Origin of the sequence: Vreelandella neptunia (genome assembly GCF_034479615.1) — a bacterium.
GTDB classification, from domain to species: Bacteria; Pseudomonadota; Gammaproteobacteria; order Pseudomonadales; family Halomonadaceae; genus Vreelandella; species Vreelandella neptunia.
Window position 1 is genome coordinate 3,882,147 of sequence record NZ_CP140255.1, and the last position, 24,628, is coordinate 3,906,774.

General features: G+C 55.2%; 21 protein-coding genes. 9 read left to right on the forward strand and 12 right to left on the reverse strand.

The genetic code is table 11. From position 1 onward, the window contains the following. Positions 1-163 precede the first annotated feature (163 nt). Positions 164-1,546, forward strand: coding sequence for an aminotransferase-like domain-containing protein (locus SR894_RS18030; RefSeq protein ID WP_246638302.1), 1,383 nt, complete (start codon positions 164-166; stop codon positions 1,544-1,546). Positions 1,547-1,677: 131 nt separating this feature from the next. Here SR894_RS18030 and moaB read toward each other — a convergent pair whose 3' ends face one another. The 10 genes from moaB to SR894_RS18080 form a co-directional block, all read right to left on the reverse strand. Next, positions 1,678-2,199: a molybdenum cofactor biosynthesis protein B gene (moaB, locus tag SR894_RS18035; protein WP_223289105.1), complete on the reverse strand. Its 522-nt coding sequence runs from the start codon at positions 2,197-2,199 to the stop codon at positions 1,678-1,680. Between the two features lie 5 nt (positions 2,200-2,204). After that, positions 2,205-2,537 (reverse strand): DUF1244 domain-containing protein, encoded by a 333-nt coding sequence (locus SR894_RS18040; protein WP_223289106.1) that lies wholly within the window; start codon positions 2,535-2,537, stop codon positions 2,205-2,207. Positions 2,538-2,640: 103 nt separating this feature from the next. After that, positions 2,641-3,741: a formate dehydrogenase subunit gamma gene (locus SR894_RS18045; RefSeq protein WP_223289107.1), complete on the reverse strand. Its 1,101-nt coding sequence runs from the start codon at positions 3,739-3,741 to the stop codon at positions 2,641-2,643. Between the two features lie 11 nt (positions 3,742-3,752). Next, positions 3,753-4,367 carry a formate dehydrogenase FDH3 subunit beta gene (fdh3B, locus tag SR894_RS18050; RefSeq protein ID WP_035580821.1) on the reverse strand — a complete coding sequence of 205 codons (615 nt, stop codon included), beginning with the start codon at positions 4,365-4,367 and terminating at the stop codon, positions 3,753-3,755. A gap of 64 nt (positions 4,368-4,431) precedes the next feature. Further along, positions 4,432-7,284 carry a molybdopterin-dependent oxidoreductase gene (locus SR894_RS18055; protein WP_223289108.1) on the reverse strand — a complete coding sequence of 951 codons (2,853 nt, stop codon included), beginning with the start codon at positions 7,282-7,284 and terminating at the stop codon, positions 4,432-4,434. 24 nt (positions 7,285-7,308) lie between these two features. Next, positions 7,309-7,509, reverse strand: a complete 201-nt coding sequence (locus SR894_RS18060; protein WP_022521831.1) for a twin-arginine translocation signal domain-containing protein — start codon at positions 7,507-7,509, stop codon at positions 7,309-7,311. Between the two features lie 84 nt (positions 7,510-7,593). Continuing rightward, complete coding sequence (locus SR894_RS18065) at positions 7,594-8,208, reverse strand: TorD/DmsD family molecular chaperone (protein ID WP_133731366.1); 615 nt, start codon at positions 8,206-8,208, stop codon at positions 7,594-7,596. 4 nt (positions 8,209-8,212) lie between these two features. Beyond that, complete coding sequence (locus SR894_RS18070) at positions 8,213-9,940, reverse strand: 4Fe-4S dicluster domain-containing protein (protein WP_133731367.1); 1,728 nt, start codon at positions 9,938-9,940, stop codon at positions 8,213-8,215. A 199-nt stretch (positions 9,941-10,139) separates the two neighbouring features. Continuing rightward, positions 10,140-10,772, reverse strand: a complete 633-nt coding sequence (locus SR894_RS18075) for a DUF3306 domain-containing protein (protein ID WP_133731368.1) — start codon at positions 10,770-10,772, stop codon at positions 10,140-10,142. Next, the gene (locus SR894_RS18080; protein ID WP_133731369.1) at positions 10,769-11,209 is read right to left on the reverse strand and encodes a DUF3305 domain-containing protein; all 441 of its coding nucleotides are present in this window, start codon (positions 11,207-11,209) and stop codon (positions 10,769-10,771) included. The genes SR894_RS18075 and SR894_RS18080 overlap by 4 nt, the downstream gene beginning before the upstream one ends. Before the next feature lie 212 nt (positions 11,210-11,421). Here SR894_RS18080 and SR894_RS18085 point away from each other — a divergent pair, with 212 nt between their 5' ends. Genes SR894_RS18085 through SR894_RS18105 form a run of 5 tightly spaced genes read left to right on the forward strand, consistent with a single transcriptional unit; the run spans position 11,422 to position 16,263 of the window. Beyond that, complete coding sequence (locus SR894_RS18085; RefSeq protein ID WP_133731370.1) at positions 11,422-12,297, forward strand: formate dehydrogenase accessory sulfurtransferase FdhD; 876 nt, start codon at positions 11,422-11,424, stop codon at positions 12,295-12,297. After that, a complete protein-coding gene (mobA, locus tag SR894_RS18090; protein WP_133731371.1) occupies positions 12,294-12,920 on the forward strand; it encodes a molybdenum cofactor guanylyltransferase MobA in 627 nt (208 codons plus the stop codon). Before SR894_RS18085 ends, mobA begins: the two co-directional genes overlap by 4 nt. After that, the gene (gene moeA / locus SR894_RS18095; protein ID WP_133731372.1) at positions 12,917-14,188 is read left to right on the forward strand and encodes a molybdopterin molybdotransferase MoeA; all 1,272 of its coding nucleotides are present in this window, start codon (positions 12,917-12,919) and stop codon (positions 14,186-14,188) included. Before mobA ends, moeA begins: the two co-directional genes overlap by 4 nt. Further along, positions 14,185-15,237: a GTP 3',8-cyclase MoaA gene (gene moaA, locus SR894_RS18100; RefSeq protein WP_244286522.1), complete on the forward strand. Its 1,053-nt coding sequence runs from the start codon at positions 14,185-14,187 to the stop codon at positions 15,235-15,237. The genes moeA and moaA overlap by 4 nt, the downstream gene beginning before the upstream one ends. 36 nt (positions 15,238-15,273) lie before the next feature. After that, a complete protein-coding gene (locus SR894_RS18105) occupies positions 15,274-16,263 on the forward strand; it encodes a CobW family GTP-binding protein (protein WP_290280914.1) in 990 nt (329 codons plus the stop codon). On the opposite strand, the gene SR894_RS18110 is transcribed toward SR894_RS18105, so the two are convergent. Then, complete coding sequence (locus tag SR894_RS18110) at positions 16,260-18,968, reverse strand: bifunctional diguanylate cyclase/phosphodiesterase (RefSeq protein ID WP_223289110.1); 2,709 nt, start codon at positions 18,966-18,968, stop codon at positions 16,260-16,262. The two genes, SR894_RS18105 and SR894_RS18110, sit on opposite strands and share 4 nt — an antisense overlap. 204 nt (positions 18,969-19,172) lie before the next feature. Between SR894_RS18110 and SR894_RS18115 the strand changes: the two genes are divergently transcribed. Further along, positions 19,173-20,075: a LysR family transcriptional regulator gene (locus SR894_RS18115; RefSeq protein WP_133731375.1), complete on the forward strand. Its 903-nt coding sequence runs from the start codon at positions 19,173-19,175 to the stop codon at positions 20,073-20,075. 36 nt (positions 20,076-20,111) lie between these two features. On the opposite strand, the gene SR894_RS18120 is transcribed toward SR894_RS18115, so the two are convergent. Further along, positions 20,112-21,629 carry an NCS1 family nucleobase:cation symporter-1 gene (locus SR894_RS18120; protein WP_133731376.1) on the reverse strand — a complete coding sequence of 506 codons (1,518 nt, stop codon included), beginning with the start codon at positions 21,627-21,629 and terminating at the stop codon, positions 20,112-20,114. Between the two features lie 617 nt (positions 21,630-22,246). On the opposite strand from SR894_RS18120, the gene SR894_RS18125 reads away from it, so the two are divergent. Then, positions 22,247-23,113: a nitrilase-related carbon-nitrogen hydrolase gene (locus SR894_RS18125; RefSeq protein WP_223289111.1), complete on the forward strand. Its 867-nt coding sequence runs from the start codon at positions 22,247-22,249 to the stop codon at positions 23,111-23,113. A gap of 32 nt (positions 23,114-23,145) precedes the next feature. Further along, positions 23,146-24,585: a dihydropyrimidinase gene (hydA, locus tag SR894_RS18130; RefSeq protein ID WP_223289112.1), complete on the forward strand. Its 1,440-nt coding sequence runs from the start codon at positions 23,146-23,148 to the stop codon at positions 24,583-24,585. The last annotated feature ends 43 nt before the right edge of the window (positions 24,586-24,628 follow it).

The window sequence follows — 24,628 nt, forward strand, 5'->3', positions numbered from 1 at the left end:
TGCTATTAGCGCTAACTAGAGACTGCTGCATCACCGATTATTGTTAGAAATAAAGCACACTCTTATCTTAAGTTAGGGTGATAGAGAAGACTGGACAAGGTACAATATTCAAAATTGACCCATGTACTGCACCCTTTCCTTAGTGGGTACAATTGAGCCTTTTATGAAGCAAAAACCACCTCGAGCACAACAAGTCGCCAATACAGTTATTGAGCGCATTGAGCAGGGACAGCTAACGGCGGGGACAAGGTTGCCCTCCATTCGCAATGCGACCCTGAGCTTTGGGGTTTCAAAAAATACTATAATTGATGCTTACGACCGCTTAGTCGCGACCGGATATATCAGCCCTCGGCGCGGTTCAGGCTTTTATGTGGAAGCAACCAGACCAGCTCACCCAGCTATCAAGCCTGAACATTTTACTGAAGCGGTCGACTTGGTTTCTCTATTAAGAGAACAATTGAATCAGCATTATGAAGTCAGAGCCGGAGATGGACGCCTGCCGGCAAGTTGGATGGAGAGCTCGGACATACGCCGCTATTTCAAACGCAGCAATCAGGATAATGACGCCAGAGATGAGTTCGAATACGGCAACCCTCAGGGATTGATCGGCCTGCGAGAAGATATCGCCAGAACGTTAAACGATCGTGCAATTAGTGTTCATCCAAATCAAATATTGATGACGTTCGGTGCCAACCATGCACTCGACCTGATTGTTAGGCATTTTGTAGAACCCGGTGAAGTGGTGCTAGTTGAAAGCCCTGGTTATTACCCAATGTTTGGTAAATTACGCCTACAGCGTGCCAAAACCATCGGCATCACTAGAGGGCCTCAAGGACTGGATCTCGATATGCTGGAACAGAGTATCCGGGAATACCGGCCAAGGCTTTTGTTTGTTCAGCCTATGGCTCATAACCCTACCGGCACATCCATGTCTCTCCAGAATATGCATGCCTTATTACGTATCGCCGAACAGCATGATCTAACCATCATTGAAGACGACCCTTTTGGTGATATTCTCCCCCGATCAACGCCTCACCTTGCTTCGCTCGATGGCCTTAACCGAGTCATATACGTTGGCACTTTTTCCAAAACGCTATCTGCCAGTATGCGTTGTGGCTACATTGCAGCTAATCAGACGCTGGTTCGGTCACTGATTGATATTAAAATGCTCACGGTGGTTACCAGTTCAAGCATTATTGAAAGGATGATCCATGAAATGATCATTCATGGTCGCTATCGTCGCCAAATGACTCGTTTACGCGAGAGAGTGCCCAAGGCTAGCGCAGCAGCGATCTCCTCGTTGAAAAATATTGGTTTCAACCAAATTCAGCCACCCACCGGAAGTTACTACATTTGGTGCCCTTTACCAAAAAGCGTAGACGGCCTTGAGCTAGCAAAAAAAGCGTCTGCACAGGGGATTTTCCTAGCACCTGGAAATTTGTTTACTTTAGGCAATGACGAGTCAGGATCTGCTCTTCGGATCAATATTGCTCTTGCGAATCACCCTTTATTACTCAACTTTCTAAAGGAAGAAGCACTGAGCTAGCCGGTTAAAACCAATGCATCTATTGCATTGACACTAACTTTCAAAAGCGCGGCGACAGCGCAACCTCCATACACGTCGCCACGCACACTTGTTGCTACATCAAGCGGCAGCCTGGAAAATATGCCACTCATTCAACCATGCTGACCTCGGCCTGGGATGACCAGGTTGGCGAAGTTGCAGGGCTTGTGGCGGCTATCTAACTGCTCAGCCAGTATGCCATCCCAGCCGGTGCGGCAAGCGCCGGTTGAGCCGGGCAGGCAGAACACGACCGTGGCATTGGCTAGGCCACCGAGGCAGCGGCTTTGAATAGTGGAGCTGCCGATTTCCTCACCGCTTAGCTGACGAAAGCGTTCGCCAAAGCCTTCGATGCGCTTATCCAGCAGCACCGAGATGGCTTCAGGGGTAGAGTCACGCCCAGTGAAGCCAGTGCCTCCGGTGGTGATGACTACCTGCACATCCGCCTCGGAGATCCAGTTCGCGACCACCGCGCGAATACGATAGACATCGTCAGGCACGATGCGCTTTTCAGCGAGAGTGTGACCGGCGTTGGTTAGCCGCTCGACCAGGGCTTGACCGCTACGATCCGTCTCTTCCGTGCGGGTATCCGAGACCGTGAGTACGGCTATGTTGAGGGGCACCATTGGCTCACTCATCGACATCACCCTTGTTTGGCTGCTTTCTTTTTGGCGTGGTGTGCTTCCCAGGCCGCCATTTGCTCAGGCGTAGCGGGCGGCTGATAAAGCTCCTTCCACTCGCTGTAAGGCATACCGTAAACGTACTCACGTGCCTCTTCGTAGTTGAGGTTTTCATCCCGCGCTTCAGCGGCACTCACCAGCCATTTAGATAAACAGTTACGGCAAAAGTCCGCCAGGATCATCAGATCGATATTCTGGACATCTTTGTTATCGTCCAGATGCTGTAGCAAGCGGCGAAACGCGGCGGCTTCAAGCTCGGTGCGCGTGGTTGGGTCTAACTCATCAAACGCTGACATAACCGTTCCTCTCATACATGGCTTGGGTTATTTAATAATTTAAGGTGAAGCATAACAAAAGACACCGCCGAAAGGCGGTGTCTTAGCGACCATTAAATGCTTATTAACTGGTTCGCGTTGCCGACGGCTCATTGCTGCCGCCAGATGACTTGCGGGCCGCCACCTCTTGTTCCGATAGCGTTTGGTCTTTGACCTCTTCGTACCAAAGATTATGGTGCTCTTTGGCCCAGGTCTCATCCACATAGCCCGTGGTCATACCTTCTAGCGCGCCTTCGGTACCCAACGTGCCGATATAGATATGTCCGAGGGAAACCGCCGTAAGCCCCAATGCGCCAACTGCGTGGATAATATTGGCCCACTGCATGGTGTCACGGCCCTGGTCGAAGTTGGGGAAGTCGAGCACGAAGCCACTGGCAACCACTAAGATTCCCACCGTCGCTAACAGCCAGTACCAGGCTTTTTCACCACCGTTGGCAAAACCAGCATCCACATGCTTTTTGCCAATCATACCGCCGCCTTTCTTGAACCATACCCAGTCGTGCTTTTTAGGAATATTGTCTTTGATCAAGCTGACCAGCAGGATCACCAGCAGAATGCCAAAGATCGGCCCCAGGTAGTTATGCAGCACTTTTGTCGCCGCAATCATCCAGGCCCAAATCCCATCGCCAAACAGTGGACGGAACACGAATTTACCGAACAGCAGCGTCATCCCGGTCAGCGCCAGAATGATAAACAGCGTTGCTACCGTCCAGTGCAGCGCGCGTTTCATCAGCGTCCAACGCAAGAGCAGGCGGCCCGTGCGCGGCGCCTCAAGCTCTTTACGCCCGACAATGAAGTAGAACAGCGCGATCAGCGCCGCCATGCCAAATACCGCGATCAAACCAAACGGCGATACCCAGCGGTTACGAATCTCCCGCCAGGTTTCACCGCTTGAATTGATCAGGCTGTAGTTACTGTCAGCGCGTGAATCACGGTAATTTGGCCCGGTTTCTCCACTACGTACCTGGCGCCACTGGTCGGCGGTAATGCCGGGGGCTGCAGTGGTCATCTCGCGATCAGGATCCGCTTGGGCAACGGCCACTTGCGTGAAACCGAGGCTTAGCACCAGAGCAAGCGCCACCAACATAAAGCGCCAAATACCCAGGGCGAGCCCTTTACCTGAGCGCGGCACCCCACCGGGTGCCTGTGCAGTCAACAGGTTCATGACACGCCTCCTTACCCTTTATGGGCAGCATCATAGGCTAGGTTGTCGGCACTGGCCTGAGGGTTATTAGACCAGGCGCCATCTTTGTGCCCGCGATGAACCACGCGCTGACGGAAGATATCGGCCACATCTTGCGCATCACCGGCAAGCAGCGCTTTGGTGGAGCACATCTCAGCACACAGCGGCAGCTTACCTTCGGCAATGCGGTTGGAGCCGTACTTCTCGTACTCCTCTTCTTTGCTTTCGGCAGGGCCACCCGCGCAGAAGGTGCATTTGTCCATCTTGCCGCGCTCACCAAAGGCATCCTGCTGGGGAAACTGCGGGGCGCCAAACGGGCAGGCGTAGAGGCAATAGCCACAGCCGATGCAGAGGTCTTTGTCGTGCAGCACGATGCCGTCATCGGTTTTGTAGAAGCAGTCGGTGGGGCACACCGCCATGCAAGGGGCGTCATCGCAATGCATGCAGGCCACTGAGATAGACATTTCACTGGCTTCACCGTCATTGAGCGTGACCACGCGGCGGCGCTGAATGCCCCACTCGACATCGTTGGCATTTTTACAGGCGGTGACGCAGCCGTTGCACTCAATGCAGCGTTCGGCGTCACACATAAATTTCATTTGAGCCATGGTGTTCTCCTCATGACGGTGCGGGATGGCTCCCGCACCGTCGTGCTGTCAGGTCGGTCGGGGCTTAAGCGCGCTCAATGCGGCAAATGGTGCACTTGGTCTCTTGCATAAGTGTCACCGGGTCGTAGCCATAGGTGGTGGCGGTATTGGCCGCTTCACCGATGATGTATGGATCAGACCCATCCGGGTAACGGTCGCGCAGGCTTTCGCCCTGGAACATGCCGCCAAAATGGAACGGCATAAACGCCACGTTACGATCAACGCGCGGCGTGACCAGCGCTTTAACTTTCACACGGCCTCCTTCAGCCCCTTCAACCCAGACATCGTCGCCATCTTTGATGTTGAGGTCGTTAGCGTCCGCCGGGTTGATCTCGACAAACATCTCCTGCTGAAGCTCGGCAAGCCACGACATAGAGCGCGTCTCTTCCCCGCCCCCTTCGTACTCAACCAGTCGCCCAGAGGTAAGAATCATCGGATACTCACCGGTGTTGTCGCGATCCTGAATGGTTTTGTACATGGTCGGCAGGCGCATGATGGAGTCGAAATCGTCCCAAGTAGGGAAGCGTTCAACCAAATCGCGCCGCGTGGTGTAGAGCGGCTCACGGTGCTTCGGCACCTGGTCCGGGAAAGTCCAGACCACGGCGCGTGCCTTGGCGTTGCCGTAGGGCGCACAGCCATGCTCAATGGTGACACGCTGGATACCGCCCGAGAGATCGGTTTTCCAGTTTTTGCCTTCCGCCGCCTGCTTCTCTTCGGCAGTCAGGTCGTCCCACCAGCCTAGGTCTTTGAGCAGTTGGTCGTTGAACTCTGGATAGCCGTCGTCGATATCGCCGCCCACCGGCGCTGAACCTTCCGCCAGAAGGTTGACGCCATCCCGCTCGATACCAAAACGAGCGCGGAAGCCCATGCCGCCTTCCATCACTGGCACGCTGGTGTCGTAAAGATTGGGCGAGCCCGGGTGATTAAACTCAGGCGTTCCCCAGCAGGGCCACGGCAAGCCGTAGTAGTCACCATCCGCCGGGCCACCCTCTGCGCGCAGGTTCTCGAAGCTGAACGTGTGCCAGTTTTTCTGGTGCTCTTTGAGGCGTTCGGGGCTTTGCCCGGTGTAGCCGACCGTCCACATACCGCTGTTGATTTCGCGCAGAATGTCGTCGATCAGCGGCTCGTCACCGTTCATCTGGTAGTTCTTGACCAGCTCATTACCGAAGCCCAGCTTACGAGCGAACAGGTACATGATTTCGTGGTCGGGCTTGGACTCAAACAGCGGCTCAATCACGCGGTCACGCCACTGAATCGAACGGTTAGTCGCGGTAACACTGCCTGTGGTTTCGAACTGGGTGGCCGCTGGCAGCAGATACACGCCGTCGCTGCGGTCGTGCATCACTGAAGCAACGGTGGGATAAGGGTCAACGATGACCATCATCTCAAGCTTCTGCATCGCTTTTTGCATTTCGACGCCGCGGGTCTGGGAGTTAACCGCATGGCCCCAGTAGAACATCGCTTTCAGCGCGGTACGCTGGGAGATGTTCTCGTCCTCTTCGAGCACGCCATCGACCCAGCGCGACACGGTAATACCGGCGGTGTACATGGGCTTGCCGTCGGCGTATTCGGTATCGTCATAGCGGCCTTTTAGCCACTCATAGTCGAGATCCCACACCTGCGCCCAGTGCTGCCAGGCACCCTCTGCCAAGCCGTAGTATCCCGGCAAGGAATCGCAGCCAAGGCCAAGGTCAGTTGCGCCCTGGACGTTATCATGGCCGCGCAGGATGTTTGCGCCGCCGCCCGCCACACCAATATTCCCCAGCGCCAGCTCAAGAATGCAGTAAGCGCGGGTATTGTTGTTGCCGGTGGTGTGCTGGGTGCCGCCCATACACCAGACCACACAGCCAGGCCGGTTGTCGGAGAGGCGTTTAGCGACATCGTACATCTCGGCTTCTGGAACGCCGGTGACTTCTTCTACAACGCTGGGCGGGAAGTTGGCGACTTCAGCGCGTACTTCATCCATACCGTAAACGCGCTGATTGATGTACTCGTTGTCTTCCCAGCCATTTTCAAAAATGTGCCACAACAAGCCCCAAATATAGGCGACGTCCGAACCGGGACGTAGACGCACGTATTTGTTGGCCTTGGCCGCAGTACGGGTAAAGCGCGGGTCGGCGACGATGATGTCGCAATTGTTACGCTCTTTGGCGATCAGGATATGCTGCATCGCTACCGGGTGCGCTTCACTGGGGTTGGAGCCAATGAACAGAATCGCCTTGCTGTTATGCATATCGTTGAGCGAGTTGGTCATCGCTCCATAACCCCAGGTATTCGCTACGCCCGCCACGGTGGTGGAGTGACAAATACGCGCCTGGTGGTCAGTATTGTTGGTGCCCCATAGCGAGGCAAGCTTGCGCATTAAATACGCCTGCTCGTTGTTGAACTTCGCCGAGCCCAGCCAGTAAACGCTGTCCGGGCCGTGCTCTTCGCGCAGCTCAAGCAGTTTGTCGCCAATCTCGTTAATGGCGTCATCCCAGCTCATACGTTCCCACTCACCCGCGACTAACTTCATCGGGTACTTGAGGCGCCGCGTGGAGTGGCCGTGCTGACGCAGCGAAGCGCCTTTCGCGCAGTGCGCACCACGGTTGATGGGGTGGTCAAAAGCGGGTTCTTGCTTGGTCCAAATGCCCTCTTGAACTTCGGCATACACGCCACAACCCACTGAACAGTGGGAGCAGATAGTGCGTTTGGTCTCGACCGGCGAATCCAGCACGGGGGTTTTGTCGGCTGCTTCTGAGCGCTGCATCATGGGCGCACCCATAAAGCCAACGGCGGCCATTCCACCAGTGGCTGCACCGCTGCGTTTGAGGAACTGGCGACGGGAAATACCCAGCCCTGAGGCCTTGGGGGTGTCTGTTTTGCGAGTTAAGCGCATGGCAAATCTCCTGGCATTCCGCCGTCAGTCACGCAGCGAGGCGTAATAAGCACGGACGTGATCGGTCTCACGGTAGTTAACCGTTGGTTTTTCGTTTTTCACCGGGGCAGTGTCAGCCTGTGCCAGAGTGACATGACCGACTGCCGCCGCGGCGCCAGCAGCGGCGGTTCCCAACCCAACGGTTTTCATAAACCGGCGGCGCTCAGCGTTGTGTGACGGTTGCATGGGTTTCTCCTCTTGCATGCTTTTTTGTGCGGGTCTTTTTATGCTGTTTTTTGCTTTTTTGCTGTTTCTTTTATGAAGCCTGCGTTAAGGCTCAAGAATACGCACTGGCGTATGGCCCGCATCAACCCTCAAGCGAGCCTGTTCACTCTCCATAAAAGCGCTACCCAACTGCCCCAGCGCTGCATAGAAAGCGGTGTCTACCTGCCCAAGGTCGGCAAAACAGCTGGCCGCCCAGGGGGCTAAATGTTGGCTAAAGAAATAGCCCTGCTCTGAACTTTCAACGTCAATCAGCATCGCCATGACTTCACACAGGGCCGCCAGGTGATCCTCAGGATCCCGAGTATGCTCACTGCGTTCAAAGCCGAGCACTTTTAGGTCTTGGCGCAGCGCCACCAGCGCCGCTTCCATCAATTCGCCGTTGCGGTACCAGGAGGCATAGGGCACAACCTCGCCTTGAATCACACCTACCAAGTGGCGAAAGTGAGCTCGCTGCAGTCCCTCAGTATTCGCACCGTTGGCGGCTACTGCCAACGACTGCCAGCACTCCGCCAAGCGGCTGCCATCTTGCTCGATGGCTAGCTCAGCCAACCAACTGAGTAACTCAGTATCCGGCGGTTGGCGGAGTAGCGTGGCTAACAACCGGTAGATATCGGCGCGTAGCGCATCTGCTTCTTTGAGCGTGGGCAGTGCATCCGTCATCGGCTTATACCTTCAGTTGCGCGTCTGGATCGCGAATCATGGTTTTCCAGACATCTTTTACCCGGCAGTCTTCGCACATTTCCAGGCGGATCATCGCCTCGCCGGCGAAGTAGGGGTGGTTCGCCAGCTTCTTTTTAATAGTAGCGACCGTGCTGACAGTGGCAAATGGCTTACCGCAGTTGATGCACTCAAAGGCCGCTTCTTCGTGGCAGATCTGGCGCGTTTCGCGGGCATTGGATGCCAGGAAGCCAGGCATCAGGGTAATCGCATTTTCCGGGCAAGCCTGCTCACACAAGCCGCACTGCACACAGTCCGCTTCAAGGAAGCTCAGCGCGGGCGTGTTGCCGCCTGACTTTAATGCCGGGGTCGGGCAGTTGCTGACACAGGCGTGGCAGAGCGTGCAGGCGTCGCTATCGACTTGAATGGCGCCGTAGGCAGCGCCTGCCGGTACGGCAACCCGCTCGCCGCTAGGGTTACCCAATTCAGCCAACCGCGCTAGCACACGGTTCAAGCGCGCACGCTTTTCTGGCTCAGGCAAGCTTAGCGGCGACTCTGTCAACGGGGTGAGTGCCGGTAGCGCATCCCGGGCCGCATCATCGGCTATCTCGATCAGCTTTACGCGAGCGCGATCATGACCTAAGGCGTCTAACAGGGCATGCGCCTGAGCAACTTGATCGGTCAAAAAGGCACTCAAGCGGGCAGGCATATTGGGGTGCAGTTGGATACGCACTTCGGCGGCCCCTGAGGCCAGGGCAGTTAACCACTGGTCGTGACCCGCGGCTCCCAGCTCCTCAAGCGGTGCATCTATGATATGACCTGCGGGCACTACGCCCGCCGCGCGTTCAGCGTCTTGGGAATCATGGGTAATAAAACGCAGCACCGGCGCTTGACCACCCGCTTCTCGGTAGGCGCCCAACCAAGCGGAGAGCGTATCCTGTTGGCGGCGCGTTTCCGGTAGGCGAAATTCGATAGCGCCGGTGGGGCAAGCGCTAGTGCAACTGCCCACGCCTTGGCAGAGGAAAGGATCAATCTCGATGTGAGATTCAATCCGCCCCTGGATGCTGGAGATAGCATCCGCCGGGCACACATCCAAACAGCGGGTACAGCCAATATTGCCGCTGGTGGAGTGGGCACATAAGTCGCTATTGACCTGAAAATATCGCGGCTTGTCGAATTCGCCCACCAGCCCCACAAAGTCATCGAGGATATCGCTGCGCTGCTCGACGTTCTGCCACTGCATTACCACATAGCCAGGCGGTGATAATTCCACTGGTAGGCAAGGAGTAGCATTTAAGTCCAGGATTAAATCAAACGCCTCTCGCTCGATCAGCGCCTGGGCAAGATCAAGCGGTTCATCGCCATCAAGCAGCGTTTTAAACATGCCTAGATGACCGCTAATACGCAGCTTTTCGGCCTGGGCACGGGTTAGCGCCTGAGTGGTGAGGATCTCGGTGGCAGCGAGCAAGTCACTATCATTAACCCCGTCGTCAACGCCTGCGGCGTTGGGCGCGGTAAAAACCAGCGTCAATGAAGCCAAACCACGCCCTTGCAGAATGCGCGCGGCTTGTCGGGTATCCCGCTCACAGCCGAGCAGCAGCGCATGACCACGGCTGTGATAGGTCACATTGGCAGGCGTTAGGTTAGCGGGCCAGGAGATACGCTGGCGTACCGTCTCCCGAGCCTCGGCATTGCGCTGGTCGTCTAGCGACGCCAGTTGGATTCGTTGGTTCATGCGCTCTCACGGTCAGGGAATAATTCTTATTATATTTTTGAGTCATATTGATTAACTATTGTGGCATAACAATGCGTTAAAGCTAAGTTCAGCCTATGGCGAAATCCACAATTTGCCAACCTGATTACCGTCAACGCTACCAACGCTGGCGACCGCTCACATACCCAACACGTTGACTTTTATAAATTTAGCGTCGATCTCATGTTTTCGTCTTAGAGTCAGATAAATAATCAGACTGGTCGTCTAGCGGCGCTTTTTTTACAATTGTTTCCCTTTCAGCGCCAGGCATTGAGGTCTCTTCCTCAAGCGCGACCGGATTCTCTTCTGTTTGCTCGTTCTCTGCTAACCCTTTTGGGGACTCGGGCTCGTCTAGTGACTTATCAACCGTCTCTTCCACTTTATGCGTCCAGCGGCGCAGTTTGCTGGCGAGCTCGGAGTCCATGGGCTTTAACAGCTGATTGTAGTCGGCATCGTAGTCATCCAGGCCATCGCGAACGTTATAGTTACCGGTGGTCCACAGGCGTTTCAAAGCACGCCGTCGCAGGGCTCCGCTTACTCCTGGCACCATAAAGGCGCTGAAGTCGCTGCCCGCTTCCAGCGTTTCAGGGTCGGGCAAGGTGTGGTCTAAGCTGCCGGGCTTAGGTGCTGGTTCTGAAGACGATTGTTCTGAAGGTGACGGCTGTGGTGATGCCGGCTCTGGCGTTTCCTGAGCGGCATCAGGTGAAAGATCCGATTTAGCCGCCAGTTCATCATCAGACTTTGCAACCGGCGGCGCATCTTGCTCCTGGGGAACGTTGCGTTTTAGTCGCGACCAGCGCTCTAGGCGGCTCATTGTGGCTGCTCCTTGGAGGGGGTCTCTTTGGCGCGCCCCGCACCTTTGCGTTTTTTCTTGCGCATTTCCATCGGCGCTTCGCCGTGACGCGCGAGATAGCTCTCAATCCAGACCTCAATGGCCATAGGCATCGGCGCTTCAAGCACCTGCTGCTCGCCGTCCATCCAGCCGGCCGCCACGTCCTGGCTCGCGGTAATCGCATCAGGCTTGGGTGTTTGCCCAGTAAAACCCGCCCGCACAAATAGTCGTGGAGTAGCAGACGTCAGGTTGAAACGGTAGGCAGCACGCTCGGTCATCGACAGCTGCAGGTTAAGCACATTGGGCCCCTGATCACTCAGGGTAAGCTCTGCAATACGCCACTGGGTTAGCGTAAAGCTTTTCACCTGCTTAGGCTCGGCGACCAGGGTGATACTCAGTGAACGTAAATTATCAGACATCGCGTAAAACCCCTTAGCGAAGTATCTAAGCAAAGTACTTGAGTACAGAACTTAAGCACAGTACTTAAGCGAAGCACCTAGACTTTGAACGGATAGCAGTTGAACAGGTAGACAAGTAAGCCTCTCCAGCGCCATCATCGTCAACTCTGACCTTTTTACTCAGGTATTTTATCAGGGTCAGATGCTTTCATATTCAGCAGCGAGGATTGCGGATGCACGCCCTTCAGTTAAGCCGAGCCCGCTTACCGGCCACCACCGAGATCAGCATCGTGGATGAGTATGGCGATTCGCGCCAGCAGGCGATTGCCGCTGAAAGAGCGTTGACCGTCTACCTCAACAAGCGTGAAATTGTCACTTTGATGACCTTGGGTGACGACCCGGAGGCTCTGGTGGTCGGCTATTTGCGTAATCAGGGGCTGCTGAACGCCGCGGCTGACTTAGAAGCCGTACAAGTCGATTGGGAGGTAGAAGCGGCGGTCGTGATTACCCGCCACCTGCCCGAGGATTTAGAAGCACGTTTAAGCACTCGTACGGTCACCACCGGCTGCGGCCAGGGCACGGTATTTGGTAAACTGCTCGACCAAACCGCTCTCACGGCGCTGCCCGATACTCAATTGGCACAATCCACGCTTTATCAGTTGCTGCAAAACCTTAACGCCTATAACGAGACCTACCGCAGCGCTGGCGCAGTTCATGGCTGCGCACTGTGCCAGCAAACCGACGTGCTCGACTTTGTTGAAGACGTAGGACGGCATAACGCGGTGGATACCCTGGCCGGGCGTCAATGGCTACAACAGGCCGACAGCGCCAATGCGGACATTTTTTACACCACCGGACGGCTAACGTCGGAGATGGTATTGAAGGTAGCGCAAATGGGTATTAGCGTGCTGGTCTCTCGCTCAGGTGTCACCCAGAAAGGCGTCGAACTGGCCGAACGCTTTGGCGTGATGCTAATCGCCCGCGCCAAAGGGCGCCATTTCCAAGCAATCAACACCCAAAACCGTTTAGCCCTGGACGCTATTCCACCGCGCCCATCCCATGCCCGTTCATCGCAAGAATATCGCTCATCAAAAAAGGCAAGCTCATGATCCCCACTCACGACCTCACTGGCATGGTTCTCGCGGGCGGCGAAGGGCGCCGAATGGGCGGCCGTGACAAAGGGCTGGAGCCTTTTGCGGGCCTGCCACTCGTCGGCCATGTGGTGAAGCGCCTTGAAGGTCGGGTGGCCGAGCTACTGATTAACGCCAACCGCAATGCTGACGCCTACCGCTTTTTCGCCGATCGCGTTATAGCGGATGTTGTAATGGACGATGCCGAAGGCGGCTTTAAAGGCCCGCTGATGGGGATCTATAGCGGCCTACGGGCGGCAAAAACGCCCTGGTTACTGGTCGCTCCCTGCGACTCCCCCGCCCTGCCTGACGACTTAGTGGCGCGCATGGTGCAAGGCGTTGGTCAGCATGATATCGCCGTGGCTTTTGACGGCGAACGGCTTCACCCGGTAGTTGCGCTGCTGCGCACTTCGCTGGCCGATGATTTGGCCGCCACCCTGGCCGTGGGCGAGCGTAAGATCGACCGTTGGTACGCCCGCCACAACTGGTGCAAGGTTGATATGTCGGACTGCCCTGATGCCTTTGCTAACCTTAATACCGAGGAAGAGAAGCTACACCTGGAAAAAGTACTAATGGGTTCTTCGAGCAAGGAGGTGAAATGACCCTCTCCTGCTTTGATCTTGGCGAGCAGATGCTCAGCGTGGACGAAGCGCGCCAAGCGCTCGCCACCTTGATTGAACGCCCGCTGGGCAGCGAACAGATCCCGCTGGCGCAGGCTCACGGCCGCCGCTTGGCCACAGCCATTCAGGCCCCCATTAACGTGCCGCAAAATACCAACGCGGCCATGGACGGCGTAGCGCTAGCCCTGCCCAGAGAAGGGGTTGGGGCCAAACAAACTCTCTGGCCGCTGGCCGGTGAGGTGCTGGCCGGGCAGTATCGCAGTGAACTGGTACCTGCCGGTCACTGCGTGCGTATCACCACCGGCGCCCCGCTGCCGCCGGGCACCGATACCGTGGTGATGAGTGAACAGCTGCGCGAACCGTTAGATGAGCGCCCGAACCATGTGATCATCGAGTCGCCAGAACTCCTCAAACACGGCCAACATGTTCGCCAGGCCGGAGAGGATATTGCCATGGGTGACACAGCCCTTCATGCAGGTGCACGGCTCGATGCGGCGGCCCTTGGGCTTTTAGCGTCGTTAGGTTACGCAGACGTTGTAGTGTGCCAGCGTCCAAGGGTGGCGATTTTTTCCACTGGCAATGAAGTCGCTGCACCCGGGGAGCCGCTGCCCAAAGCAGGTATTTACGACGCCAACCGCTTCACCCTGATGGGTTTGCTTGCCGAACACGGCGCCGACGTCATTGACCTGGGCATTTTGCCGGATGATTTAAACGCCATTAAAACGGCTCTGGAAGACGCTGCGGCGCAAAGCGACTTGGTGATCACCAGCGGCGGCGTTTCCGTTGGCCAAGCTGACTTTACCCGTGAGGCTCTGGAACAGCTAGGCCGCCTAGCCTTCTGGCGGGTAGCGCTGCGACCTGGCCGCCCGATGGCTTGCGGCTGGCTGGGTGAAAAGCGCACGCCGTTTATTGGCTTGCCCGGCAATCCGGTGGCGGTCATGGTAACCTTTCTACAGTTTGTGTCGCCGCTGCTGGATCGGCTTTGTGGGCAGCCAACATCAACGCCCCGTCGCCTTACTGCTATAGCCGATGACGCCTTAAAAAGTCGCTTGAAGCGCACTGATTTTATCCGTGGCATTTACCATACTGATAGCGAAGGACGGTTACTCGTGCGTAGTACCGGCGCCCAGGGTTCGGGCATTTTAACCTCGATGGTGGCTGCTAATTGTTTGATTGAACTTGCCGACGACCAGGCAGGCGCCCAGCCAGGCGAGGTAGTCAGCATACAACCACTAACGGGATGGCTATGACCGAGCAACGACCCGCACAACCTCAAGCTAATCAGCAGCGATCTGTCCAGCCAGACGCTGACCAGCAACTGATCGACGACTTTGGTCGGCGCATTAGCTACGTGCGCATCTCGGTCACCGATCGTTGTGATTTTCGCTGCGTATACTGCATGAGCGAGGAGATGACATTCCTACCCCGCGCCCAGGTGCTGACGCTGGAAGAGATCGCCATGGTGGCGCGCGCCTTCACCGAACTCGGCGTGGAAAAAATCCGCCTGACTGGCGGCGAACCGCTGGTACGCCGCGGCATTGAGCAATTAGTCGACGAGATCGGCGCCATGCCAGGTCTTAACGACTTCACCATGACCACCAATGGTGCCAGCCTACGCAAGCACGCCAAGCAGCTTTACGCCAGCGGCCTGCGGCGGCTGAACATTAGCCTGGATTCACTGGATGCAGAGCGCTTCAAGCAGCTCACCCGCACCGGCGATTTGACCAAAGTCATCGACGGCATTCACGCTGCCCAGGAAGCGGGCTTTAAACGCATTAAGCTCAACGCGGTAATCTTAAAAGGTCGCAACGACGACGAAGTGATCGATCTGGTCACCTTTGCACGCCAGGAAAACCTCGATATTAGCTTTATCGAAGAGATGCCGCTGGGCGATGTCTCCGACCACTCACGGGCGGAAACCTTCTACTCCAGCGATGACGTTCAAGAATTGATCGAAACGCGCTATCCGCTGATCCCCACGACCGAAACCACACCCGGCCCATCGCGCTACTTCAAAATGGCCGATAGCGACAGCCGGGTTGGATTTATTTCCCCCCATAGCCACAACTTTTGCGATACCTGTAACCGGGTGCGTGTAACCGTGGAAGGCCGTTTGCTGCTTTGCCTAGGCAACGAACACTCGGTGGATCTGCGCGCTGTGCTGCGCCACCACCCCGGCAACATGCAGGCACTGAAAGAGGCGATTATCAACGCCCTGCCGCTTAAGCCGGAACGACATCACTTCACCACCGATGGCGATGTGCAGGTGGTACGCTTTATGAATATGACGGGGGGCTAAGCGTTGGCAGGGGTGGCAAAAACAGCAAACGCAAAAGTGCCGGTACATATTATTACCGGCTTTCTCGGCAGCGGCAAAACCACGCTTATCCACAGCCTCATCGAGCAGAAGCCTGTGGATGAAAAGTGGGCCATCCTGGTCAATGAGTTTGGCCAGATCGGCATCGACCAGGCGATGTTTGACGCCCGTGACGATGTGGTAGTGAAAGGCCTTCCCGGCGGCTGCCTGTGTTGCCAGCTCGCCTTTGTACTGCAAGCGGCACTGGTGAATTTACTCGCACGCAGCAAGCCCGACCGGGTAATCATCGAGCCCTCAGGCCTTGGCCACCCAGCTGGTCTGTTGGATCTACTACGTGGGGAAGCCTTTCTTGAGGCGGTCGAAGTACGCGATATTATTGCTACTCTTGACCCACGCCGATTAGATGACGCCCGCGCTCGACAGCACGACACCTTCCGCGACCAGCTCGATATGGCCGATGCGGTGGCACTCACTATGCTCGACCAGAGCACACCCGAGCAGCTCGGCGCCGCTCATGCGTTTGTGGCGCAGCGCTGGCCGCCGCGCAAATGGGTGCAGGAAGCTCCCCAAGGTGAACTACCCATAGGGCTGCTGACCCAAAGCGGAAACGCAGAAGCAAACGATATGAACGTGCCCGCAAACCATCAGCAGCTGTCCGCAACACCCAGCTTAGCCGGGTCTTTTTTTGATTTTCCGCCCCCGCCCGGCAAGCCCCAACGTGAAATCGGCACCTCGCTGGGCTACACCAGCACGGGATTACGTTGGCACCCAAGCGAGCGCTTCGATCTGGATAACTTGGCCGCCTGTTTGGGAGAGCTACCCAGCGAGGCGCGCATTAAAGGCGTGTTTCATACCGATAGCGGCTGGAAACGCTTTAACCGCGCCGATGGTACGCTCAGCGTTGAAAGCAGCGCGTGGCGGCAAGACTCCCGGCTGGAGGTTATCCTTCCTGATACGAGCCCCGCTCTCGATATCGAAGGCCGACTCCGCTTACTGACGCTGGGTTAAGCGCCCGTAATCAATCTCTCGATGGCTTCTGCTGTGACCGGTCGCCCAAACAGATAACCTTGGTAAGCGTGACAGTCGTGCGCCAGTAACCACGCCTGCTGCGCTTTGGTCTCTACCCCTTCCGCAATGACCTCTAGATTAAGGCTCTCTGCCAGGGCAATGGTACTCTCGACAATCGCCGCGTTGGCTTGGCTTTCGAGCACCTGCTGCACAAATGATTGGTCGATTTTAAGCTGATCCAGCGGCAGTTGCGCCAAATAAGCCAGTGACGAGTAGCCAGTGCCGAAATCATCCAGAGAGAAACGTACGCCTCGCGCTTTAAGGGCAAGCATTTTATCCCTAGCGTCATCTCGCGCTTCCACAAACAGCGACTCGGTCACTTCCAGTTTTAGCCGCTGAAGCGGCGCCTGTGTGCGCGCAAACACCCCCTCTACGCGGGCCAAAAAGTGCTCATCGCGAAACTGTAGCGGACTGATATTCACTGAAATGGTCAATTTTCTTAGCTGCGGGTGCTGCGCCCAACGCGCTAATTGATAGCAGGCATCTTCTAACACCCATTCGCCCACATCATTTATCAGCTCATTGCTTTCCAACAGCGGAATAAAATCGCCCGGAGAGACCATGCCTCGTTCGGGATGTTGCCAGCGCAGTAACGCTTCCACGCCGGTGATCCTACCGTGGTGATCCACCTGGGGCTGATAGTAGAGCTGCCACTGCTGACTTGCCTGGGCTTGGCGCAGATCCGCTTCAAGTTTTACATGAGCCAATAGCGCTGCCTGCATGGAAGGATCAAAAAAGCACACCCCATGACGGCCGTTACTCTTAGCTTGAAAGAGCGCCATGTCGACCTGCTGCAGATAGTCATCAACGCCGTACTCATTGCTCGCCATAATCGCAATACCAATACTCCCCGTCACCTTGATGCTCTCTTCGGCAAGAGTGATCGGCTCGTTAAGCGCCGCCAGCAATTTATAAGCGATACGCTCCACCAGTTGAGCGGTTTGGGCATGATGGCTATCCACACCTTCGATTAATACCGCAAACTCATCGCTCCCCAGCCGCGCTAAGGTATCGGTATCGCGCAGCATCTGGCCCATCCGCCGAGCAACGCTCTGTAACACCTGGTCTCCCGCATAGTGCCCAAGGGTGTCATTGATTTGCTTAAAGTTATCGATATCGATAAATAGCAGTGCCCCGCAACGCTGATGGCGCTGTAGCTCTTTCAGGGCAGTCCCTATACGATCCATAAACAGCCGTCGGTTGGCCAACCCGGTTAAGGTGTCATAAAACGCAAGCTGATGAATCTCCTGCTCAGCGGCTTTACGCTCGCTGATATCACTCATGGTGGCCACGTAGTGGGTTAATGTGCCCTCAACGCTATACACCGCGCTAATGGTTAGCCACTCAGGGAAAAGCTCACCGTTTTTGCGCTGATTCCAAATCTCGCCTTCCCAATTACCGGTTTTGATAACACGCTTCCATAAACGGCGGTAAAAGGCGGCATTGTGTAGCCCAGAGCTGAACATGCGCGGGTTATTACCCACTATCTCGGCTTCGCTATAGCCGGTAATGCGGCTGAAGGTCTCATTAACCTTGAGTATGATGCCCTGTGGATCGGTGATGAGAATGCCTAAGTGCGTCTGGAAGGCAGCAGCGGCAATTTGCGCCTCCGCACGGGCCTGTTCGCGCTCCTCAATACGCTGTCGCAATTGATGCGCTAACGCTAAACGATTCAGGTAGTGACGCGCGCCCCAAGCACCCAGTAAAGCAATGACGGCCATTACCAGTGTTAAAATCAAAGTCCGCTGCCGCCATGCCGAAAGCAGTTCGTGAAGATCAACGCCGACCACGGCCAGCATAGGATATTCGCCTACTCTCAGCATGCGAAACAGCCGCTTACGGCCATCAATAGGTGAGTCAAAGTTGATTGACCAGGTGGGCTCGCCACGAGTGAGCCACTCAACCGTTTCAGGACTATCTATAGTCGTGCCGATTGAAAGTTGCTCTTCAGGTATCGGATACCGGGCAATAAATTTTAAACTTGAGTCTACCAGGGCAATGCTCTCGCCGTCGTAGACGCTCATCTGCTCAAGAGAGTCGGCAAATACTTGCGGAACAATGCGAGAGATCACCACTCCGGCGAAATCACCTTGAGAGCTATCGAACCGCCTACCATGATATAAGTAGTAGCGTTGATCACTTCTGGACAAGTTGAGTGGCGTAATTATTTCCTGTCGACTCCCTTCCTTAAAAGCGTTAAAAAAAGTCGTATCACTGATATTGAAGTCAGCATTCCATCTTCCGCTGCCACTCGCCAGCACACGCCCTTCCTTATCTAAAATGACTATTTCGTCAATCATAGGCATATATTGGGTAAGGTTTTCCAAGGAATGCTGAAGCTCATCCGCGTGTTCATTATCTGTCATCCCTTGCAACGCCAATAGTTCTGTTAGCCCAAAAAGTGCCTGGCCACTTTGTGCAAATACACCTTTTGCCCACTCAGCAACCACATTGGCACGAGCGGTAATACGTGACTCAGCAGCCTCAATTTCTTGCTTATACTGTTCGCTCAACAGCCAACCAAAAAGTACCATCATGACAAGCAGTGCGAGTAGATATAGCGCAATCACATGGCGGCGCTGTTGGCGGTAAGTCTTGGTAGCTTTCAAAACATCATCATTTACATCATTGGAGGTAGCGGACATCGCATAGAAGCCTTATCCAGGTAACCCAGCATGGCACCTGATACAGTGTAAAAAGTAACCAAAAACGATACATAACACGCGCTGACACGTGGCTTGATACGATAGTGCCGCGGCGCTTTTAGGATGTATATCAGTTTTTATCACCGTTAATGCCCTAAAAAGCGTGATGTTATGCATTGACAGCCTATCTACCAGGGAATTGTTATGGCATCGCTGGGCCAAATGAGTGACTACGAGATACGGCTAATCCGTATTTTCAAGACAGTCGTTGAGTGCGGTGGCTTTACCGCGGCTGAAACTACGCTGGGTATCAGTCGTTCGGCGATTAGCCAGCACATGAACGACTTGGAGGGGCGGCTGGGGTTTTCGCTCTGCCAGCGGGGGCGTGGCGGGTTTAGTTTAACCGAGGAGGGTAAAGAGATTTATCAGGCAGGGTTGACGCTACTGACTGCGCTTGAAACATTTAAAAGCGACGTCAATGCCCTGCATCAAACAATCAAAGGCGAGCTGAATATCGGCATTACCGACAACCTAGTGACGCTACCTGCCATGCACGTCACCAATGCACTGGCGGAACTTAGCGCGCCGGAGCATGAGGTAACGCTGCATATTCATATGGAGCCTTCTGACGCGGTCATTCGGGGCGTCATGGATGGCCACTTGCACGTCGGCGTAGTACCTGCAGTGAACCTGCCCACCAGTTTAGAAGCGCGGCACCTTTACGATGAGCCATCGTATCTTTACTGCGCGGCAGGCCATCCGCTGTTTACGGAGGATGATAATACGCTTAGCTGTGCAGATATCGCTCAACACTCGGCTATTTCGCCCCGCTACCCGCTGCCGGTTGAGGCCCGCCAGGCCCATGATGCGCTAAGCCTGCGTGCCTCGGCATCCGACCGTGAAGGCGCTGCTTTTTTGATTCTTACCGGGCGCTTTATCGGTTTTCTGCCTGAACACGTCGCAGCACAGTGGGTGGCAGCGGGCAAGATGCGGGCGCTACACGCCAACTCGCAGCACTACCGCATCCCCTTTGTACTGATCACCCGACATGATCGCCGCCCCAACCGAGTGGTCGATGCGTTTCTACGTTTAATCAAAAGCAGCTAGGATAGAGAACCCGGCACGAAGCCGGGTTTCAACTGTTTAACGCTGCTCGGCTGCCTCATTGGCCATTATTGGCGCAGGCCCCGCCTGAGGCGATGATGCCAGCACTTGGCTGGCGACAAAATAAACGATGGCCCCCAGCGCCGAACCGGTGAACCAGCCGTAATCGTAGAACCAGTTCATAGTGCCTGTTAACAGCGATAGTAAAGTTAGCGCCACGGGCACACCGAAGGCGATGAAACCGGCGACATTTACAGCAGGATAGGCATGGCTATCCATATATAGGCTGGGCACATCCAGGCGCTGCTTTTTAATCAGGAAATAATCCACCGCCATAATGCCCGCGATGGGCCCCAGCAAACTGGAGTAACCCAGCAACCAGTTGGAGTACATCTGCTCAAGAGAGACACCTGGCGGAATAACGCCCGCTTTTTGTAGCAGATCGTAGCCCATCAGTAGCACGCCCACCGCGCCGGTCATTAGCACGCCGCGCGTCTGGTTAATCAACTTGGGGGCAATGTTCTGAAAATCGTTGGTAGGCGACACTATGTTAGAAGCCGTATTGGTGGAGATCGTAGCAATAATGATCAACAGCATCGCCAGTACCACCCAGAAGGGGCTGTCGATATAGCCAATCAAACGTACCGGGTCGGCAACGGTTTGGCCCACCAGCGTCTCGGAAGCCGCTGTTAATACCACGCCCAGCGCGGCAAAGAAGAACATCGTTAGCGGTAGTCCAATCACCTGACCCACGATTTGATCTTTTTGGCTTTTGGCAAAGCGGCTGAAATCGGGAATATTCAGCGACAGCGTAGCCCAAAAACCCACCATGGCGGTTAAGCCCGCGAAGAAGTAGCCATAAACCGACGCTCCTTCAGGCCGCGACGGCGGCTGCGCCAGTAGTTCGGTCATCGACATATGTGGCCACGCCCACACCATCAGACCAAACCCAACGGCTAGCAGCAGGGGCGCCGCCAGGGTTTCCAACCATTTAATCGACTCTGCCCCACGAATCACCACATAGAGATTCATCGCGCCGAAGACAAAAAAGCCGATCACTTCACCTACGCCGCCAAGCGCTGCCCAAGCGGGAATCAACTCGGAGAGCAGCAGATGAATGGCTAAACCACCAAACATGGTTTGAATACCAAACCAGCCGCAGCCGACTAAGGCGCGCACCAGGCAGGGAACGTTGGAACCTAAAATACCGAAAGACGAGCGTAAAACCACCGGAAAGGGGATACCAAACTTAGTACCGGGAAAGGCATTTAAGGTGAGAGGAATCAGCACGATTACGTTGGCCAACAGAATGGCAAACAGCGCCTCCCCCACGCTCAGCCCGAAGTAGGCGGTTAATACCCCGCCTAGGGTGTAGGTGGGCACGCAGATCGACATGCCTACCCAGAGTGCCGCAATATTCCACTTACTCCAGGTGCGCTCGCTGGCCTGGGTAGGCGCAATATCCTCATTAAAGCGAGAACTGCTGCGTACATCGTCCCCTACATCAAGCTCTATCAGCCCACCTCGATCCACCATCTGAGAGGTTGTTTCGGTCATTTTTTATCTCCTCAGCATTGCGTTATTGCGCTGTCTAGCTCCCACGGCCAGTGGAGCTTTTCAAAAAGGCGCTTAGAAATCATGGCTTTTAGAAAGCATTGTTTTTCAAAACCATCGTTCTTAAAAACCATAGCTTTTAGAAAACAAGCAATAAGCATGCCTACTTGAAAAAGCAGGTCAATTAACTCATTGATTAAAAAGCTGCCTTTCAGGACAACAATATTATTGTTAGCTTTTTATCTTTATATTTCCCCTACCTCAAACAAAAACCAACTAAACCAAGCTAGATCAAAAAAAATATTTGCACCAACTTTAAACAACAAAAATCTAAACACAGACATTAAAAACACACTAACCATCTGATTTAAAATAAATAAAAATTTCTTCCAAAATAGTGCAGAGGTTCACCAAAAAAGTGAACAGCGCCAAATAGAACAATAAAAACAAGCAAACTCAAAGAGTTAAACACAAATTAACAAATCTCCTCTAAAGACTTGCTAAAACCACCCACCCAGCGCTACTTTCAACAAAAGCTGTCTCTTTCGTCAGCTTTATAAAACTAGTTTTGAGAACACTACAAACATACGCTACATATCAACAATCAGAGGGAGCGTCTCATGCAGAAGATGAAAATCGGGTTGATTCAGATGGGCCTGAAAACCAGCACCGATCTTGAACCAGAAGCTATCCGCGACGCCATGAACGAGGCACATCTGCCAATGATTCAGCAAGCGGCTGATCAGGGCGTGCAGGTGCTTTGCTTCCAGGAAGTGTTTAATCAGCCCTACTTTTGCCCTAGCCAGGACGGCAAGTGGTACGCCGCCGCCGAGCGGGTGCCAGAAGGCCCCACCTGCCAAATGATGCAGAAACTCGCGGCTGAGCACCGTATGGTGATTATCGTACCGGTCTATGAAGAGACCGAGACCGGCGTTTACTACAACACCGCCGCGGTGTTCGATGCCGACGGTAGCTACCTGGGCAAATACCACAAAACCCACATCCCTCAAGTGGCTGGTTTTTGGGAAAAATTCTTCTTCAAACCGGGAAAATCCGGCTGGCCAGTGTTCGATACTGCCTACGGCAAAATCGGCGTGTATATCTGCTACGACCGTCACTTCCCAGAAGGCTGGCGGGCGCTTGCTCTTAACGGCGCGGAGGTGATTTTCAACCCCTCCGCCACCGTGGCGGGTCTTTCCCAATACCTGTGGGAACTAGAACAGCCCGCCTCCGCCGCCGCCAACGGCTGCTTTATTGCTGCGATCAACCGGGTTGGCACCGAGGCCCCCTGGAACATCGGCGACTTCTACGGCTCCAGCTACATCGTTAACCCCCGCGGCAAAATCGAAGCCCAGGCCAGCGAAAGCGAAGACGAGCTGCTGGTACACGAGATCGATTTGGACATGGTGCGGGAGGTGCGCAACAACTGGCAGTTCTTCCGCGACCGTCGCCCGGAAACCTATACCCGCCTCACCGACGGCGAATAAGCCCTGTTAATTAATTTCCCAAGGAGTAAACCATGAGCTTATTAATCAAGGGCGGCACCGTGGTCACCCACGCTGACACTTACCGCGCTGACGTGCTGTGTGTTGACGGTAAAATCCATGCGATTGGCACCGATCTAGATGTCCCTGAAGGGTGTGATATTGTCGATGCCAGCGATCAACTGGTGATGCCTGGAGGCATTGACCCCCATACCCATATGCAGATGCCTTTTATGGGGGCCGTCGCCAGCGAAGATTTTTACACTGGCACCGCCGCGGCCATGGCAGGCGGCACCACGACGATTATCGATTTTGTGATTCCCAGCCCCGGCCAATCACTGCTAGAAGCCTTTGAAACCTGGCAGGGATGGGCGAAAAAAGCCGCCACCGACTTTGCCTTCCACGTGGCGATTACCTGGTGGGATGAGAGCGTCAAAGAGGAGATGGGCACGCTAGTGCGGGAGCACGGGGTCAATAGCTTCAAGCACTTTATGGCCTACAAAGGCGCGATTATGGCCACCGATGACATTCTGGTGGAGAGCTTTTCTCGCTGTCTGGAACTGGGCGCGGTGCCGACAGTACACGCTGAAAACGGCGAGCTGGTGTATCACATGCAGCAGAAGCTGTTGGCTCAGGGCATCACCGGGCCAGAAGCCCACCCGCTTTCCCGCCCGCCCCAGGTCGAAGGCGAAGCGGCCAGCCGAGCTATTCGCATTGCCACTACCCTGGGGGCACCGGTGTATCTGGTACATGTTTCCACTAAAGACGCGGTGGATGAGATCGCCTACGCCCGCCAGCAGGGCCACCCAGTATTTGGCGAGTGCTTAGCGGGCCATTTGGTCATTGACGACAGTGTCTATCAGCATCCCGACTGGGCAACCGCCGCGGCCCACGTAATGAGTCCACCCTTCCGCCCTAAAGGCCATCAGGAAGCCCTGTGGCACGGCCTGCAGTCAGGCAATCTACAGACTACCGCTACCGACCACTGCTGCTTCTGCGAAGAGCAGAAAGCTGCCGGTAAAGATGATTTTACCAAGATTCCCAACGGCACCGCTGGCGTGGAAGATCGCCTCGCCGTGCTATGGGATGAAGGCGTTAACACCGGCAAGCTCTCGCCTCAGGAGTTCGTCGCCGTGACCTCCACCAACACCGCCAAGATATTCAACCTCTACCCCCGCAAAGGGGCAATTCAAGTGGGTTCCGATGCGGATATCGTGGTCTGGGATCCAAACGGAACCCGCACGATTTCCGCCAAAACTCACCACCAGAACGTCGATTTCAACATTTTCGAGGGCAAAACGGTGCGCGGCATTGCCCGTCACACTATCAGCAAGGGCAAGTGGGTGTGGCGGGATGGCGAGCTGCGCGCCGAGCGCGGTGCGGGCCGCTATTTAGAACGCCCCGCCTACCCCGGCGTCTTCGAGCTGCTGGCCAAGCGTGCCGAGCTTAACGCCCCCGTCGCCGTTAAACGATAACCGGCGCTTAATAACTGTTGTTTCTATAAAACAGCGGAGGCTC